General features: G+C 63.3%; 13 protein-coding genes. 9 read left to right on the top strand and 4 right to left on the bottom strand.

The genetic code is table 11. From position 1 onward, the window contains the following. Positions 1-60 precede the first annotated feature (60 nt). Both BDK88_RS13525 and BDK88_RS13520 read left to right on the top strand, forming a co-directional pair. Positions 61-966: a DUF3267 domain-containing protein gene (locus BDK88_RS13525; protein ID WP_130500883.1), complete on the top strand. Its 906-nt coding sequence runs from the start codon at positions 61-63 to the stop codon at positions 964-966. A gap of 42 nt (positions 967-1,008) precedes the next feature. Then, complete coding sequence (locus tag BDK88_RS13520) at positions 1,009-1,293, top strand: PadR family transcriptional regulator (protein ID WP_130500882.1); 285 nt, start codon at positions 1,009-1,011, stop codon at positions 1,291-1,293. A 22-nt stretch (positions 1,294-1,315) separates the two neighbouring features. Here BDK88_RS13520 and BDK88_RS13515 read toward each other — a convergent pair whose 3' ends face one another. Next, positions 1,316-2,461, bottom strand: a complete 1,146-nt coding sequence (locus BDK88_RS13515) for an acyl-CoA dehydrogenase (protein ID WP_130500881.1) — start codon at positions 2,459-2,461, stop codon at positions 1,316-1,318. A gap of 146 nt (positions 2,462-2,607) precedes the next feature. After that, the gene (locus tag BDK88_RS13510; RefSeq protein WP_130500880.1) at positions 2,608-4,260 is read right to left on the bottom strand and encodes a long-chain fatty acid--CoA ligase; all 1,653 of its coding nucleotides are present in this window, start codon (positions 4,258-4,260) and stop codon (positions 2,608-2,610) included. 271 nt (positions 4,261-4,531) lie between these two features. Between BDK88_RS13510 and BDK88_RS13505 the strand changes: the two genes are divergently transcribed. The 3 genes from BDK88_RS13505 to BDK88_RS13495 all read left to right on the top strand — a co-directional run bounded on the left by BDK88_RS13505 (position 4,532) and on the right by BDK88_RS13495 (position 7,802). Next, positions 4,532-5,578 (top strand): phytoene/squalene synthase family protein, encoded by a 1,047-nt coding sequence (locus BDK88_RS13505; RefSeq protein WP_130500879.1) that lies wholly within the window; start codon positions 4,532-4,534, stop codon positions 5,576-5,578. Between the two features lie 202 nt (positions 5,579-5,780). Continuing rightward, complete coding sequence (locus tag BDK88_RS13500) at positions 5,781-7,376, top strand: HTTM domain-containing protein (protein WP_130500878.1); 1,596 nt, start codon at positions 5,781-5,783, stop codon at positions 7,374-7,376. Positions 7,377-7,379: 3 nt separating this feature from the next. After that, positions 7,380-7,802 (top strand): thiol-disulfide oxidoreductase DCC family protein, encoded by a 423-nt coding sequence (locus BDK88_RS13495; protein WP_130500877.1) that lies wholly within the window; start codon positions 7,380-7,382, stop codon positions 7,800-7,802. 95 nt (positions 7,803-7,897) lie between these two features. Here BDK88_RS13495 and BDK88_RS13490 read toward each other — a convergent pair whose 3' ends face one another. Then, positions 7,898-9,199, bottom strand: coding sequence for a hypothetical protein (locus tag BDK88_RS13490; protein WP_130500876.1), 1,302 nt, complete (start codon positions 9,197-9,199; stop codon positions 7,898-7,900). A gap of 134 nt (positions 9,200-9,333) precedes the next feature. Between BDK88_RS13490 and BDK88_RS13485 the strand changes: the two genes are divergently transcribed. From BDK88_RS13485 to BDK88_RS13475, 3 genes are all read left to right on the top strand, one after another. Further along, a complete protein-coding gene (locus tag BDK88_RS13485; protein WP_130500875.1) occupies positions 9,334-10,068 on the top strand; it encodes a hypothetical protein in 735 nt (244 codons plus the stop codon). A gap of 140 nt (positions 10,069-10,208) precedes the next feature. Then, the gene (locus BDK88_RS13480) at positions 10,209-11,003 is read left to right on the top strand and encodes a class I fructose-bisphosphate aldolase (protein ID WP_130500874.1); all 795 of its coding nucleotides are present in this window, start codon (positions 10,209-10,211) and stop codon (positions 11,001-11,003) included. Position 11,004: 1 nt separating this feature from the next. Continuing rightward, positions 11,005-11,868 carry a class 1 fructose-bisphosphatase gene (locus BDK88_RS13475; protein ID WP_130500873.1) on the top strand — a complete coding sequence of 288 codons (864 nt, stop codon included), beginning with the start codon at positions 11,005-11,007 and terminating at the stop codon, positions 11,866-11,868. Here BDK88_RS13475 and ppsA read toward each other — a convergent pair. Next, complete coding sequence (gene ppsA, locus BDK88_RS13470) at positions 11,865-14,138, bottom strand: pyruvate, water dikinase (RefSeq protein WP_130500872.1); 2,274 nt, start codon at positions 14,136-14,138, stop codon at positions 11,865-11,867. The genes BDK88_RS13475 and ppsA overlap by 4 nt on opposite strands. 105 nt (positions 14,139-14,243) lie before the next feature. Between ppsA and BDK88_RS13465 the strand changes: the two genes are divergently transcribed. Continuing rightward, entirely contained in the window at positions 14,244-15,617 is a 1,374-nt protein-coding gene (locus BDK88_RS13465) for an ADP-dependent glucokinase/phosphofructokinase (RefSeq protein ID WP_130500871.1), read from the top strand. The last annotated feature ends 6 nt before the right edge of the window (positions 15,618-15,623 follow it).

Here is a 15,623-nt window from a genome sequence, read left to right as displayed (position 1 = left end):
ACACGGCCACGGCGGACGCACATCGACACCGATTTTTCGGTTGCCTTCGAGGGTCGCCTCGTGAGCCGTTCCGAGTCACAGACGGCCCGCCGGCCGCTCGCGGCGTTCGAACTCACGCGAGCGGTCACACTCCAGTGGCTTGCCGTCTCTGCGATCGGCTTTTTCGGCTTCGCATACGGCTTCGGGCACGTCCTCGCCTGGATTCGTGGCACCGCACTCGAGCCGATCGTGATCGCGCCCTCGTCGCCGCCGACGGTGCTTGGCTGGCTCGCCGTCTCGATCGGCCTGCTGGTCTGCGTGGTCGTCCCTCACGAACTGCTTCACGGCGTGTTCCTCGCGCGGTACGGCGAGAGCCCTGATTACGGAATCGGCGTCTCACATTTCGTTCTACCCTACGCCTACGCCGGAACCAGCGGTGCGCGCTATACACGGAACCAGTTACTCATTGCCCTGCTCGCCCCGTTCGTGGTGCTGACGGCTGTCGGCATCGCCGTGATGGTCATCGTCCCCACGCCCGTGTTGATCGTGCCCCTGGCAGCGAACGCAGCCGGCTCGATCGGCGACCTCTGGATGGCTGCTGTCCTTTACCAGTATCCCGCGGACGTTCGCGTGGGTGATCCACCCGGTGACGTCCGCGGCTTCGGCATCTACGGCGCGCGTGGCCAGCCGCTCAACCGACGGCCAGGCATGCCACTGCTCGCACGGTTTCTGTCCGGAGGCGTCGGTACCCTCGCCATGATCGGACTCTACGCCTTGGGTGCCGTGTTGCTCTCGCTTGCCGTCGGCTCCGGCGACGTCGTCCTCGGCGATCCAGACGCTGGGTGGCTGTTGTTTCGCCACTATCGCCTGCCCGACGGCACCGCACTGCTCGAGGTCGGCGATCGCGCCCTACTCGGCGTCGCCGCCCTCGGCGGAGCCACATGGACAGCCATCGTGACTGTCCACCGATGGCTCGAGTCGGAATAAGAAATCATAACGCTCGAGCGCGTCCCATGCCGACACCGTCCCATGAGCAAGTGGCTTCGAAGCGGCCGCCGCCGAGACATCTGTGTTCTCCTCGCTGCGGCCGACGACGGCGAACTGCGCGGCCAGCAACTGAAATCACGCCTCGAGTCGCACTACGACGATCGGCTCGAGCCCAAGTCGTTCTACGGCTCGCTGTCGGCGCTGGTCGATGCGGGGTTCGTCGAGAAGCGAACGGCGGGACTTCACGATGTCTATGCGCTGACCGATCCCGGCGAACAGCGCGTACGCGACCACTACGCGTGGGTTCAAGACTGCCTCGAAGAATAGAGACGTACCGGGCGGTCGGTCGCTACTGCTCGAGCAGCTGGTCGCCGATCGTGTTCCGGAGCACTTCGCTGGTGCCCTCGTAGATCTCGTTGAGTTTGGCGTCGCGGTAGAACCGCTGGGCGGCGAAGTCCTTGGTGTAGCCGTAGCCGCCGTGGATCTGGATGCCCTCGTTTGCGACTTCGCGGCTCACTTCGGAGGCGTAGAGTTTGGCCTGCGAGGCGTCTTTGATGTAGTTCTCGCCGCGGATCTTCTTGTCGGCGGCCTTGTGCATAAGCAGCTTCGCGGCCTGAATCTTCGTGTCCATGTCCGCGAGTTTGTGTTTGATCGACTGGAACTCGCCGATAGGCTGACCGAACTGCTCGCGTTCGGTGGCGTAGTCCCGTGCTTCTTCGAAGGCCGCGCGAGCGATGCCGACGCCACGGGCGGCGATCGTGATTCGGCCGCCGTTGAGGGTCTTCAGCGCGTGGACGAAGCCATCACCCTCGTCACCGAGCCGTCGGTCTGCGGGGATACGGAGGTCGTCAAAGCGGAGTTCTGCGGTCGGACAGCCCTTGTCGCCGAGTTTCTCCTCGGTGCCTTCGACGATGAAGCCGTCGTCTTCCTCGGGACGGATGATGAACGACGAGATGCCCTTGTTGCCCGCGTCGGGGTCGGTCTTCGCGAAGACGGTGACCGTGTCGGCCACCGAGCCGTTCGAGATCCAGAGCTTGCCGCCGTTGATCACGTACTCGTCGCCGTCTTTCTCGGCGGTCGTGTCCATGGCAGGGACGTCACTGCCTGCACCGGCTTCCGAGAGCGCGAACGCACCGATGTCGTCACCGGCTGCAAGCGGCGTCAGGTACTCCTCTTTCTGGGACTCGTCGCCGAACTCGTAGAGCATGTTCCCCGCCAGCGAGGTGTGAGCGGCGACGATCGTTCCGAGGCCGCCCGAGCCACGCGAGATTTCCTCGAGCCCGATCGCATAGGAGTGATAGTCGAGGCCGGCACCGCCGTATTCCTCCGGGAAGGGCATGCCCATCAGGCCCAGCTTGGCCATCTCGTCGATGAGACCGGACGGGAACTCGTCGTCGTGGTCGATCTCGTCGGCGACAGGGACGATTTCCTCGTCGACGAACTCCGATACCATATCCCGAATCTGTTGTTGTTCGGGGGAAAGTCCAAAGTCCATATGCGACGGTTCGTGGGCTCGGCCCTTTATTGTTCGCTATTTCGTCTATCGTATTGTCTAGACTGTATTCTGTTTAGTAGTGTTAGCCTCGAGTGCGAAACGAGTCAACATCGGTATGACGATCCAGCGGACGAGCGACGCGAAGGTTAGTCGCGATCCGGAGCGGCCTCGTCCGGAACCTGCCCGTCGACGAGCGACTGGTCGGCGTACTCCTGGCGGATGTCCTTCTTGGAGAACTTGCCCGTCGCCGTTTTCGGAACTTGCTTGATGAATTCGATCTCGTCGGGCAGCCACCACTTGGGGTACTCGTCGGCGAGCATATCGTCGATTTCGTCGGGCAACGACTGGCGGTCGGCGTCCTCGCCGGGAACGACGAACGCGACCGGCCGCTCCTGCCAGCGCTCGTGGGGGACGCCGACGACAGCCGCCTCGGCGACGTCCTCGTGGGCCATGATCGCGTTCTCGAGTTCGACCGAGGAGATCCACTCGCCACCGGATTTGATCACGTCTTTCTCGCGGTCGACGAGTTCCATGTAGCCGTCCGCGTCGACGGTAACGACGTCGCCGGTTTTGAGCCAGCCGTCCTCGAACTCCGTCTCGTTGGCTTCGGGCCGTTTGAAATACTCCGTCGTCACCCACGGTCCGCGAATCCAGAGTTCACCGAACTCCTCGCCGTTCCAGGCGACTTCATTGCCGTCGTCGTCGACGACTTTGAACTCGAGGCCGGGGACCACCAGCCCCTGTTTGCTGCGCTTGTCGATTTTGGTATCGTATGCCGCGTCGTGCAGGTCGGCCTTGAGATGAGAGACCGACCCGATCGGGGCCGTTTCGGTCATTCCCCATGCGTGTAGGACCTCGACACCCTGCTCGTCGAACCATTCGATCATCGATTTCGGTGCCGCCGAGCCGCCGACGATCACCGTCTCGAGCCTCGAGAGATCCACATCATTCTCGGAACAGTACTCCATCAAGCCGAGCCAGACGGTTGGGACGCCGGCGCTGATCGTCACCCCCTCGTCTTCGATGAGGGTCGCGAGGTCTTCGGGCTCGGGCGATGGACCGGGGAAGACCTGTTTGGCACCGCCTGCGGTCGCCGTAAACGGCATCCCCCAGGCGTTGACGTGGAACATCGGGACGACGGGCATGACGACGTCGTCGTCGGCCATCGGGATCCCCTGTGGCGTCTGGGAGGCCATCGTGTGGCTCCAAAGCATCTGCTGGGTGTACTCAACACCTTTCGGGTTGCCGGTCGTCCCCGACGTATAACACATTCCCGCGGGTTGGTCTTCGTCGACGTCGGGCCAGTCGTAGTCGGACTCGTGGTCTCCGATGAACGACTCGTAGGGCGTCGCCTCGAGCTCGTCGGTCTCCTCACTGCCCATGACGACGAAGTCGACGCCGTCGAACTCGTCGTCGGCGTCGGCGACCGCACCCGCGAGTTTCGGGGCGAGCGATGGATCGACGAAAATGAGCTGATCGTCAGCGTTGTCGACGATATACTGGATGTGTGCGTCAGGGAGCAGCGGATTGATCGTGTGCAGTTGGGCACCCATCGACGGCACGGCGAAGTACGTCTCGAAGTGTCGTGAGTGGTTCCAGCAGAACGTGCCGACCCGGTCGCCGGCCTCGATGCCGGCCGCCTCGAGTGCGTTCGCGAGTTGGCACGTCCGACCTTCGTACTCGCTGTAGGTGTATCGCTGTAACCCGTCGTGGTTGCGGGAGACAATCTCCGTGTCGGGATACAGGTTGGTTGCACGCCACAAAAACGGTCGCAGTGTTTGGCTTGTTCCCCCTGGCATCGGTGTCTATGTCATATGTTCATACACCGCATTACTCTTTTTGTCGCCTGTATTTCATTTCTGTTTCCAGCCCAGTCGCCGTGGTGTCGGTCACGAACGGCGCTCCACTCGCGGTCGGCGGCGGTGATTCGGTGAGCGAGACGGCAGCGATCCGACACAGCCGGCGAGAGGCAGGCTAACACTCCGAATTCGTCCCTGGAAACGTTCGATCGGAAGATCACGCCGCGACCGCGGTGTTTTTCCCGGATGGTCACCAAACTAACTTGAGTAGATGACCACGGGCCAGCCCGAACCACCCACCGATGCCGACCTCGAGTGGTGTTACGATGCGGTTCATGGCGTTTCGCGAACCTTTTCGATCACGATCGATCGGCTCGAGGAGCCGATGGCGAGACATATCTGTCTCGGATATCTCTTATGCAGAATTGCGGATACGATCGAGGACGCAGGACACATCCCGCCGGAGACCCAGACGGAGCTGCTCTCGACGTACGACGAGTTGCTCGATCCGGACGCCGAGCAGTCGGTCGCATCGTTCATGGACGACGTCGAGCCCTGGATCCCCGAGGAGCGAACCGACGACTGGGAGGTCGTCGCCGAGACGCCGCGGGTGCTGCGCACGTTCGAGTCGCTCGACGAGAAGCCCCGCGAGATCATGCGCGAGCCGGTCCGGGAACTCGTCGACGGAATGGCGATGTTCACCAGCCGCTATGCGAACGAGGGCGGCCTGCGGCTCCAGACGATCGAGGAACTCGAGGAGTACTGCTGGTATGCCGCTGGCACGGTCGGCACCCTGATCACTGGCCTGGTCGCCCGCGGCACCTCACAGGATCGCGCCGAGGAGATGCGGGAAAACGCCCGGTCGTTCGCGCTGCTCTTACAACTGGTCAACATCGCGAAAGACGTCGACGACGACTATCACGAGGAAAACAACGTGTATCTCCCCGCCGAATGGCTCGCGGCGGAGGATGTCGACGTCGAGGCCGTCACCGACGAAGCCCATCAGGGTGGCGTCACGAACGTCATCAAACGGGTCACCGGCCGCGCCGAAGGCTATCTCGATGACGCCCAGCGCTATCTCGAGATCGTGCCCGAACAGCACGGCAACCGTCTCTCGGCGTGGGCGATCCCCTATTTGCTGGCGGTCGGCACGCTCCGTGAACTGCGCGAACGCCCCGAGGATGTCGTCCGTGAGGGCGACGTCAAGGTCTCTCGAGCCGAAGTGTACGAACTCCTCCAGCAGTTCGAGGATGGCGTCTCTCGCTCGCGGCTCGACGAGCTTCGCAGCAAGATGTCCGAGCAGCCGCTTCATCAGTGAGCCGCTGCTGAGACAGTACACAGCAGTGCCGGTTGACTGGCACACCATCGACAGCCGCTGCTGAACCGTTTCGTAATACTTGGTTGGGTCGCCGTGTTTTCTAGCCAGCCACTATAGTTTCACAAAACATATACCATGGAGCTAATGAGTGGTCGAAAACAGCCAGCGGGTTCGACCACACGATGAGATCGGTTCCCAATGTATGAGTGACAGCAGTTCGGCCACGTCGAGCGTCGGCCGCGTTCGTAAGCGTGTACACACCGCCTTCGAGCAGCATGTTGGGATCGACGACCGTGCGCTGGCAGCGTTTCGCCTCGTCCTTGGCAGTCTCCTCCTGTTCGATGTCCTTCACCGATCGCAATACCTCGAGACGTTCTATACCGACGGCGGCGTATTGCCGCGTTCGCTCCTCTTCGAGCAATACGCACCTGCGAAGTACTCGATCCACGCACTGTCGGGGGAGCCGTGGCTTCAGATCGTTCTGTTCGGGTGTGCTGTAGTTTCCGCCACAGCACTGCTCGTTGGATACCGGACGAGAGTCGCGACGGTCTGCTCAGTGGTGCTGCTCTTCTCGGTACATTTTCGAAACCCGTTCATTCTGAACGGGGCCGATCGGCTCCTCCGCGAACTGCTCCTTCTAGCGGTGTTTCTCCCACTCGGGAATCGCTGGGCGATCGATGCACTCGGTGGGTCCGGCGGTGATGCCGCCCTCGAGCACGACACTGAACCCACGGCCCGATCTGGCAGCGACACCCGGATTACGACGCCAGCGACTGCGGCGATCCTCGTTCACATCGTCGTCGTGTTCGTCAATAACGCCGTCCTCAAAGCCACGGGTGACACGTGGCACAGCGGTGAGGCGCTCGGCTATGCCCTCCGGCTAGATCACCTGACCATCCTGCTCGGTGATATCGTTGTGAACTATCCGCTCGCGCTCGAGGCCGGCACCTACGTCTGGACGGGGCTGGTGACCGGCGCGCCGCTATTGCTCTTGCTCACTGGTCGTCTCCGGATCGCGTACGTCTCGGCATTCATCGCCGCGGTCATCGGGTTGGCATTCTCGATGGCCGTTGGCCTCTTTCCGGCCGTCTTGGTCGGTGCATTCCTCCTGTTTCTCCCGCCGCGAGTCTGGGACACCCTCGAGCACGCCACTGCTATTGCATTCAACCGGGTTGACGTACTCGAACGCAGCATATCGGTGATTCGAGGCGCGGCCGACCGCGTGAGCCAACCGTCTACTGTCGAGTCAGTACTCTCGCCAGCGACCCGTCGTCGAGCGCAACAATGCTGGTCACTCGTCCTCATCTGTGTGCTGGCTGTCGTCGTTCTGTGGAATGGTGCGCTACTCGGTGAGGTAAACGGGATCGAGCCGGTCGACTCGACGGTGCCCGATGAGTACCAATGGCGGATGTTCGCACCCGACCCGAGTACGAGCTACGGCTGGTACGTGGTCACCGGTCACGTCGGCGACGGGGAGGACATCGACGTGCTTCGCGGATCGACCTACCGGGCCGATCGACCGCCGGATGCGTCCGATGCGTTTCCCGGCTTCCGCTGGCGCAAGTATCTGCATTCGCTGTTCGACAGCGATGTGCGGGCCGAGCGATTCTCCGTCGTCATGTGCGAGCACGCGACCGCACAGACCGATGCGTCCGTCGCGAACGTCACCGTGACCTACACCGAGCAGCCAATCACACTCGAGGGAGAGACGCCACCCCCGGAGACGAGCACAGTAGTCAAGCGGTCGTGTTCACGCGACCGGAACGCTGAACTACGGACGGTTACAACCAGCAGGTGACCGATGAGCGATGCGAACCCGGACGATCACCCAGTCGTCCTCTTCGACGGCGTCTGCAATCTCTGTAACGGGTTCGTCCAGTTTATCCTCCCGCGGGACACGAACGGGCGCTTTCGCTTTGCATCCCTCCAGTCCGCTGTCGGGCAGGAGCTGTTAGCCGAACACGGCCTCCCGACGGACGAACTCGAGTCGGTGATCCTCATCGAGGGTGACGACTGCTACACCAAGTCGGACGCGGTCATCCGCATCGCGGAACTCCTCGGCGGTGTCTACGCTCTGCTCGGCCCGTTTCGATTCCTGCCGCGTCGTCTCCGTGACTGGGCGTACGACTTCGTCGCCGCCCGTCGCTACCGCTGGTTTGGGAAGAAAGACCAGTGTGCGATGCCACCGAGCGACGTCAGCGTCGGCGAGCGATTTCTCGAGTGACGACGTGCTGAGCGGTGAGTGTGTGGCCATACTGTCGGCTTGGAGTCGTCAGTGTTGCTCGGCCGATCAATTTTCGAGTCGTCCTATCGACAGTATTAGTCGTCGAGCGCGAGGTGCCGTCCCAGTAACGCGAGCGGATAGCCGAACGTGGCGACGCTGACTGCCCACGGCAGGAACAATAGACTGAACAAAGCTACCCCGTACCCGGATACCGGATGCGGAGACGTGGCTGCAATCGCGGCAATCGGTGCGAGCGCAGCGACAGTGATGAGCGTGATTGGCGTCCGCCCACGGGCGAACGCATGACCGATCGGCAGACAGAGTGCGGTCGCCAAGCCGAGGAAGAACGGAGACGCGTATACTGGCGGGCCGACGAGTAGCACGGAGACTCCTGCCGTGGTAATCGCTGCGAGCACCGCCAGGCCAGCCAGCCCGCGGGTCCCGAGTCGGCTCCCGAGTCGACGCGCCGCGATTCCCAGCAGCGCATAGCCGGCTCCGAGCGAGGCCAGCGCGACGGCACCCGGTGCGAGGCCAGCGCCGGTTGAAACCGCGCTGGTGACGAGGAGGATACATGCACCGATCACACCGACGGTTACGATTAGCTGCTCGAGCGTCGCCGCATCGAAGCGAGCATACCCGCGTTCAGTACGACCGATCACGACGCCGACGAACGCGATCGACACTGCAGGGATGAGCCCGCCGCGGACCCCGTGTGCGAGCGCCGTCGGCCCGATCTCGAGACCGATCGTGGCGTAGCCTCTTGCAGTATCGAGGAGGCCGTCGCTGCCGTAGGTAATGTACGTCTGATCGTCGAAATCGCTGTCCAATTCGTCTCCGTTTTCGTTCGTCCACGTCGCCGTATTGCCGTCGACCGTGGCAGCGGGGATGTTATTCGTGATTTCCGTTCCGTCGGGCGTATGTACCGTCATGCGGTCGGCCACGAGCTGGTAGCGTGTGGGCGACGTGCCGGTCGCGAAGTACTCGACGATCCAGGTGTCGTCGACGCCGCGTCTGGCGACGCCTTCGACCGTGTAGTTCACGACGACAGTGTCACCCTCGAGCGTCGTCTCGACGGCCTGGACATCACCATCGGTGACGTGGTATCGCGCCCAGGCATCGTTGACTGCGACCTCGAGTGCGGTTGCGTTGGTCCGGTATCGGTCGGCGGCCGCGGCGGTGACGGGAACGCGGGCGTGCCACCGCGAATCGCCGGTCTCGTTGATATATATATCGAGCGTTCCGTGACCTGTCGCACCGTCGATCTGGGCATTGGTCGCGATACCGGGGCCACAGACCCCACAGAGCTGCGACGGTGGTGGCGCGCCAGCAACGGCGGGAACGCTGGCCAAGCCAACGCTGACACAACAGAGGGTGAGGACGAGATAGGCGGTTCGCATTATCTCGATACTCGAGTGTCAATTACAAATAATTTTGCTGTGCAAAGCTGTTTTCTTCCGGCGATTGGCCGTTCGACAGCCGAGGACAAGTTTCAAGACGAGACAGTGTGAGCTATGGATGACTGGTGAACCGCGTGAGCAAGAACGATGTCGTTCCTGACTCGAGTGAGGGGGGAACCGAGAGTGAGGGCGGCGGACCCCACGTCGTCGATATCGGCATCACCGTTGACGTCGGGGCCGCCACCGAGGATGACGGTACGACTGATATCGAACTCGAGTTCGACGAAGACGACCTCCTCGAAGCGGCCGAGTCCGGAGCAGAGACCACTATCGGGACGGAACCGGTGTCTGAAGCCGGACTGGACGCCGCGGAACGCGAGGCGCTCGAGGACGCCGGGATCGACCCCGACACAGTCCTCGAGCGGGAGTGTTCGTACTGTCGATTGCGTGATGAAGGCGTCCCCGAACCGATCGCGGACGCCCTCCGCAGACGGTTGTCGCTGCCGTGGTCGTTCGAGACCGACGGCGATCTCGATCGGCGCTCGACGGCGGTTCGCGGACTCGGCGAGGCCGAACGCGAGTGGATCGAAGTCAGCAGCGACGAGACGTGGCAGGCCTTCGAGTACGACCACACGGAACCGATTTCGGTCGCTCGAGACCAGCCGACGGAGCGACCGTACCCGAAGCCGACGCCGGTGACGGCAGTAACGGGTGTCGGCCCCGCTGACGCCGACACGCTGGCCGAGGCCGGTATCCAGTCGGCAGAGCGGCTCGCGACGATCGACGCGATGACCGTCGCCGATCTGCTGGATCTAAACGTATTACACGTCCGGATGTGGCGACACAACGCCCGGGAACTGCTCGAGTAATCTCGCGGGTGCGCTTTGTTCACCCCAGGCCCGAACCGGCACCCATCCGCCGTTGCCACTATTTTTAACTACGACCGTACTCAACACTCGGTGCATCGGATCATCAGAGATTTATAGCGGCCTGTTGGACCGTCTAACAGATGATTCCGATCGACGACTCTCCGATCGTTCGCGACGGCAAGTCACTGATTCTGGCGATGGACCACGGACTCGAGCACGGCCCCGTCGACTTCGAGGATGTACCGGAGAAACTCGACCCGTCGACGGTCTTCGAGACGGCGACCCACGACGCCGTCACCGCGATGGCAGTCCAGAAGGGGATCGCCGAGGGCTACTACCCCAGCTACGAGGACGACGTCAACCTACTGCTGAAGCTAAACGGCACGTCGAACCTCTGGATGGGCGAGCCCGACTCGGCGGTCAACTGCTCGGTCGACTACGCCGCGGAACTGGGTGCCGACGCGCTCGGCTTTACCGTCTACGGCGGCTCGAATCACGAGATCGAGATGGTCGAGGAGTTCCGCGACGCCCAGGAGAAAGGCCGCGAGTACGACCTCCCGATGGTCATGTGGTCGTACCCACGTGGACAGGGCCTGAAAAACGACACCAAGCCCTCGACGATCTCCTATGCGTCCCGGCTGGCCCTCGAGTTGGGTGCCGACATCGCGAAAGTCAAATACCCCGGCAGCAAGGACGCGATGGCCCACGCCGTCAAGTGTGCCGGCGACATGAAAGTCGTCATGTCCGGCGGCTCGAAGACCTCTGACTACGAGTTCCTCTCGACCGTCGAAGCCGTCATCGACGCCGGTGCGAAAGGTCTGGCCGTCGGCCGCAACGTCTGGCAGCGCGAGGACCCCACCCGGCTGCTTGATGCCCTCGAGAAAGTCATTTACGAGGAAGAGACGGCCGACGCCGCGCTCGAGGCGACCGAATAGGATGACCGCTTCCGATCCCGATCCGGTCGACGACATCGTCGCCACGATCGCCCGCTCGGCGGCCGAGATACGCCAGGGCCTGGTCGGTCGCCGGGGGAAAGCCGACGAGGAGAACCCCAGCGGCGAGACACAGGCCGAGGCCGACATCTGGGCCGACGAACTGCTCGCCGACCGGCTGTCGTCGATCGATGGCGTCGGCCAGTACGCAAGCGAGGAACGGTCCGAGATCATCGATGCCGGCGACGATCAGGTCTACATCGCCGTCGATCCCCTCGATGGCTCGTCGAACCTGAAATCGAACAACACGATGGGGACGGTGTTTGGCATCTACGACGAACCCCTCCCCGCGCCAGGCTCCGCGCTCGTCGCGTCCGGCTGGATCCTTTATGGCCCGATTACGACGATGGCGTGTGCCCGGGACGGCTCGGTCACGAAGTACGAACTCACCGGCGGCGGGCGAACGGTCGTCGAGGAAGACGTCACCTTGCCCGACGAGCCGCTCGTCTACGGCTTCGGCGGCCGGGTTCCCCACTGGCACGACGACTTCCGGGAGTACGTCCGCGAGATCGAGTCAGATCCCGGTCACAAACTCCGGTACGGTGGTGCAATGATCGGCGACGTCAACCAGGTGCTGACCTACGGCGGCATCTTCGCCTACCCCGCCCTCGAGGACAGCCCCCGTGGCAAACTCCGCCTGCAGTTCGAGGGGAACCCGATCGCGTACCTCATCGAATCGGCCGGCGGTCGCTCCTCCGACGGGAGCCAATCGATACTCGAAGTCGAACCCACCGACCTCCACGACAGGGTGCCACTACACGTCGGAAACACCGGGTTTATCGATCAACTCGAGGCCGCGCTCGCTTAGGATTCGAACTCCGCCACCGACAGGATCGTCTCCACCACGACGTCCGGCGAGACCGAGATCGAATCGATATCGGCCTCGAGCAGGAACGCGGTGTACTCCGGAATCGTCGAGGGTGCGTCGCCACAGATTCCGACCGGACGGTCGTGGCGGTGGGCCTCCTCGATCAACGACGTTATCGACCGCGTCACTGACTCGTTGGTCTCGTCGAACAGCGGCGCGAGTTTCTCCGAGTTGCGATCCACGCCGAGGGTGAGCTGTGTGAGGTCGTTCGAGCCGATGGAGAACCCATCGAACAGCTCCGAGAACTGATCTGCGAGCACGATGTTCGCGGGCAGTTCCGCCATCACGTAGACGTCCATCTCCTCGCGCGAGAGGCCGTAGTCGGCCATCAGTTCGAGGACGCGCTCGCCCTCCTCGGGCGTCCGACAGAACGGGACCATCACGATCACGTTGTCCAGTCCGACCTCCTCGCGAACCTGGCGAAGCGCCTCACACTCGAGCCGAAACGCGTCCCGAAACACCTCGTCGTAGTACCGGGAGGCCCCACGCCAGCCGAGCATTGGATTCGCCTCCTCGGGTTCGTACTTCCAGCCGCCCTCGAGATTGCGATACTCGTCGGTCTTGAAGTCACTGAGCCGGAAGATGACCTCGTTCGGGTAGAACGCAGCGCCGATCTTCGCGATTCCCGTCCGGAGGGCGTCGATGAACCGCTCTTCCTCGCCGCGCTCGAGCAACTCGAGCGGGTGGGAGCCGACGTGAGCGGTGACGATGAACTCCTCGCGCGCCAGGCCAACGCCGTCGACGGGGAGGGTCGCAAGCGAAAACGCTCGGCCGGGGTCGCCGAGAATCAGTTTGACGTCGGTGTCGGTCTCGGGAAGGTCGTCGACGACCTCCTCGTCGACCGTGTACTCGAGTTCGCCCTCGTAGACGTGGCCGGTGTCGGCAGCACAGTCGACCGTCACGTGGTCACCGTCGGCCAGCGTTTCGGTCGCCGCCCCTGTACGAACGATCGCGGGAATACCCAGTTCCCGGGCGACGATCGCCGCGTGTGACGTTTTGCCACCTTTGTCGGTGACGATAGCGCTCGCCCGCTTCATGACCGGGACCCAGTCGGGGTCGGTAATCTCGGTGACGAGCACGTCGCCTTCCTCGACCTGCTCCATCTCCCGCTGGTCGGAGAGAACGCGAACGGTCCCGCTCGCGATCGCGTTCCCGATCGCGACGCCCTCGAGCAGTGACTCGGCGGTTTCCGCGAGACTGTACGTGCGAAGGACGGTCCCCTCGGCCGCCCCGTGGACCGTCTCGGGTCTGGCCTGGACGACGAACAACTCATCGAGGTCGCCGTCGACGAGCCACTCGATGTCCTGTGGCGTCTCGAAATGGTCCTCGATCCGGGTCGCGTACGTCGCCAGTTCTTTGATCCGGTCGTCCGAGAGCGCGAACTGCTCTCGATCCGCTTCCGGCACCGCCTCGAGTTTGGTCCCACCGTTTCGGCGGACCATCCGCTGGGACTTCCCGCCGCGTTCCTTCTCGACGATCCCGGTGGTGGGTTTGAAAACGACGTACCGGTCGGGATCGACGACGCCTTGCACGATCGGTTCGCCGAACCCGTAGGCGGCTTCGATCGTGACGACCTTCTCGAACCCGGTATCCGGATCGAGCGTGAACAGGACACCCGAGGATGCCAGGTCCGCCCGCCCCATCTTCTGGACGGTACAGGCCAGTTTGACGTCGAAGTGGTCGAAGTCGTTGTTCTCCCGGTAGGCGATCGCACGGTCGGTAAACAGCGACGCGAAGCAATGTTTGATCGACTTGATCAACGCCGTCTCACCAGCGACGTTCAGGAACGTCTCCTGCTGACCGGCGAACGACGCTTGGGGAAGGTCCTCGGCCGTCGCGGAACTCCTGACGGCAACCTCCGGGTCGTCGATTCCGAGTTCGTCCCCCAGCTCGGCGTACTGCTCGAGGATCGCCGACTCGAGTTGCGACGGCATCGACGCCTCCGAGATCGTGCGCCTGATTCGCTCCCCGCGGCGCTGGAGGTCCGCGACGTCGTCGACATCGAGTCCATCGAGTTCCGACTCGATTGCCGCGTGGATGCCGGTCTCTTCGACGTAGTAGTCGTACGCCGACGCAGTCGTCGTGAAGCCGGGAAGGACGGGCACGTCGAGGTCCGCGAGTTCGCCGAGGTTCGCACTCTTGCCACCGACGGCATCCGTATCGTCGCCGCTTACGGTCTCTAACCGCCGGACGAACGTCTCTCGTGACATCGGTCCGTCACTCGGACGACGCGCACGGCAATAAGTTCGCAGGGGGACGACGGCCGGCACGGGCACCCCAGGATTATCCCGCTGCGGCTGGGAGAGAGCCGTGCCATGCAGGACGCCCACGCCCAACTGGAGGCGGACATCGCCATGCTCGAGGCGCTGCCAGTGTTCATCGCGTACAACGCGAACGTCGACGCGATCGTTCGGGTCAACGAGGAACTGGAGTCGTTTCTCGAGCGACCGGCCGATCCTGGGACGGACGTCCCCCCGAGTCCGCTGGCATCGAAACGAGAGCTCGCGGCGGCGATCGCACACACGATGGCGACCGGCCAGGGCGACGAAATCGCGATGACCGATTCGTTCGCGGCGCTCCTCGAGTCCGAACTTCCCCCGGACAGACAGCAGATGGGCGGCCAGGCAGGGATCATGACCAACCTGCTCACCGCGCTGGGGACAGCGCCGATCACGTACACGTACCTGCTGTCCGAGCGACAGGTGTCGATGTTCGAACACCCCGAGACGGTTCGGTATCCGACCGTCGAGGACGGCCGGGTGAGCTACGTCCCACTGCCCGAGGCCATCAACACGGATCGAACGAAGATCAACTGGGTGTTCGAGTTCAGGGAAGGCGACGAGTGCTTCGGCGTGACTGCGACGGAAGATACCCGCTTTATTGCCGCCTCGAGACCACCGGAGTTCGACCTGACTGCCGGCGATCTCGATGAGACGATCGATCAGGTCGGCGAGGACGTCGACGGAGCCCTCCTCGCAGGGTATCACAACCTCACGCCCGACCACGTCAAAGACGGGTACGAGGAGACACACCGCCACGCACGCGAGGTCATCCGCCGACTCCGGTCAGGAGGCGACGTCGATGTCCACATCGAGTACGCCGTCACCCACGACGACGACCTCAGAGCGAGTATGTACGAGTGGATCTTGCCGGCGGCGAACGTCGTGGGTGCTGACACGCACGAGTTGACGATGCTCCACGACGACGCGAACCTGGGGGTGGTGGCGGATCCACCATCGGAGGCGACGCCGTTCGAAGCGGACGAGATACTCGATCACTACCGGATGCTCGAGGCGGTTCGCGAGGAACTCGGCGTCGACTGCGTTCAGTTACACGCCATGGAGTATCACCTCGCCGTGATGGAGTCATCTCACTCGCCGGAAGCCGTTCGACGGGGGCTCGAGTTCGCCGCCGTCAACGCTGCGGCCAAAGCGGCCCGCGGGGCGATCACGTCGCCCGACGACCTCGAGACCGGGCTGGCGTACGAGCCCTCGACGATTGGCCACGAGGCGATCGAACTGCTGGCGGATCACATAGACGAGGCAGCCGAGGACGGGGTCCTCGAGACCCCCACGGTCGCCGCCTGCCCCAATCGCGTCGTCGACGAGCCCGCGGGGACGGTCGGCATCGGCGATATCGTCTCGTCATCGAGTTTTATCCTGGAACTCGCCGTGGCCACCGACCGGTAGTCGGCG

It is taken from the genome of Natrinema hispanicum, assembly GCF_004217335.1.
GTDB lineage: Archaea > Halobacteriota > Halobacteria > Halobacteriales > Natrialbaceae > Natrinema > Natrinema hispanicum.
Note: the sequence above shows the minus strand (reverse complement) of the source record. Positions and strands in the feature narration are given on the sequence as shown.

Bases quoted from the DNA above. Each gene is read 5' to 3' on its own strand.
- BDK88_RS13520 (WP_130500882.1), top strand. From the start codon at position 1,009: ATGAGCAAGTGGCTTCGAAGCGGCCGCCGCCGAGACATCTGTGTTCTC.
- BDK88_RS13515 (WP_130500881.1), bottom strand. From the start codon at position 2,461: ATGGACTTTGGACTTTCCCCCGAACAACAACAGATTCGGGATATGGTA.
- BDK88_RS13510 (WP_130500880.1), bottom strand. From the start codon at position 4,260: ATGCCAGGGGGAACAAGCCAAACACTGCGACCGTTTTTGTGGCGTGCA.
- BDK88_RS13505 (WP_130500879.1), top strand. From the start codon at position 4,532: ATGACCACGGGCCAGCCCGAACCACCCACCGATGCCGACCTCGAGTGG.
- BDK88_RS13500 (WP_130500878.1), top strand. From the start codon at position 5,781: ATGAGTGACAGCAGTTCGGCCACGTCGAGCGTCGGCCGCGTTCGTAAG.
- BDK88_RS13495 (WP_130500877.1), top strand. From the start codon at position 7,380: ATGAGCGATGCGAACCCGGACGATCACCCAGTCGTCCTCTTCGACGGC.
- BDK88_RS13490 (WP_130500876.1), bottom strand. From the start codon at position 9,199: ATGCGAACCGCCTATCTCGTCCTCACCCTCTGTTGTGTCAGCGTTGGC.
- BDK88_RS13480 (WP_130500874.1), top strand. From the start codon at position 10,209: ATGATTCCGATCGACGACTCTCCGATCGTTCGCGACGGCAAGTCACTG.
- BDK88_RS13475 (WP_130500873.1), top strand. From the start codon at position 11,005: ATGACCGCTTCCGATCCCGATCCGGTCGACGACATCGTCGCCACGATC.
- ppsA (WP_130500872.1), bottom strand. From the start codon at position 14,138: ATGTCACGAGAGACGTTCGTCCGGCGGTTAGAGACCGTAAGCGGCGAC.
- BDK88_RS13465 (WP_130500871.1), top strand. From the start codon at position 14,244: ATGCAGGACGCCCACGCCCAACTGGAGGCGGACATCGCCATGCTCGAG.